This window comes from Flavonifractor plautii ATCC 29863 (genome assembly GCF_000239295.1).
Classification (GTDB): domain Bacteria; phylum Bacillota; class Clostridia; order Oscillospirales; family Oscillospiraceae; genus Flavonifractor; species Flavonifractor plautii.
This window is the reverse complement of record NZ_JH417832.1, coordinates 1-945: the sequence shown is the minus strand read 5'-3', so window position 1 is coordinate 945 and position 945 is coordinate 1. Positions and strand designations below refer to the sequence as shown.

The following is a 945-nucleotide window of genomic DNA, read 5'->3' as shown; positions in this document are numbered from 1 at the left end:
CGCATGGCTGAGGCCATGCGCCGTCTGCATATCAGGGAGGAAAGGAAGGGAAAGAATTTAGTTGGGCAGGTATTCCAGGGGGTCAACAGTGGAGCCGTCCAGCGACATGCTGAAGTGCAGATGGCTGGCCAGGGCGCTCTCGGCGATGGCGGTGCCGCCCACCGAGCCCAGCACGGAGCCGGCGCCAACCGTGTCGCCCACCGCCACCGTGGGTACGGAGGCCAGGTTGGCGTAAGTGCTGGTCAGTCCGCCGCCGTGCTCCACCACAACGGTGGTGCCCATCATGGCGTCCTGGAGGACGGCGGTGACCGTCCCCGCGGCGGCCGCCTTGACCTCAGTACCGGCGGCGGAGGCGATGTCCAGACCGTCGTGGGTGCGCCAGTCGTCCATGGTGGGATTGTAGGAGAGCACCTCCAGGCTGTAGTCCGTCAGAATATCTCCCTGTACCGGCCAGGTAAAGACGGTGGGGGCGGCCTGTGGAGTGGGCTGGGGCGTGGCTGACGGCATCGCCGAGGGCGTGGCCGCCGGTACAGCCGGGGACGCGGGGACGGTGTGCTCCGGCGCAGGGGTGGCCGCCGGGCGGTTCATGAGGCCCGCGTCCACCGGCGTGGGCCGGGGAGAGGGGGTGACGGTGATCTGGGCGGTGCCCGCCACGGGGGCGTCCGGCTCATCCGGGGTGAGAGAGGAAAAGAGATAATAGCCCGAAATTCCTATTGCGGCGACGCAGAGGAACAGGACTATGTAGAAGCCCTTGCCCTCCAGAAAGTCGCCCATTCGTTTCAAGAATGGTTTTTTCATGCTGTTTAGCACCTCCGAGCCTATTGTGGACAGGCCTGGGCTTGGATATACATGGAAAACAAAAAAATTTCCCTTGACCTTCCACGGGGTGCAGGGTGTATTAAGAGAACGGCGATTTAAGAAAATTTTAACCAGGTGCGGCTCTGG

At 63.4% G+C, this 945-nt stretch carries 1 protein-coding gene; it reads right to left on the bottom strand.

All coding sequences use genetic code 11. The features are described from left to right. Nucleotides 1-57: 57 nt before the first annotated feature. Nucleotides 58-798: a M23 family metallopeptidase gene (locus tag HMPREF0372_RS14910; RefSeq protein ID WP_039997729.1), complete on the bottom strand. Its 741-nt coding sequence runs from the start codon at nt 796-798 to the stop codon at nt 58-60. Between the last annotated feature and the right edge of the window lie 147 nt (nt 799-945).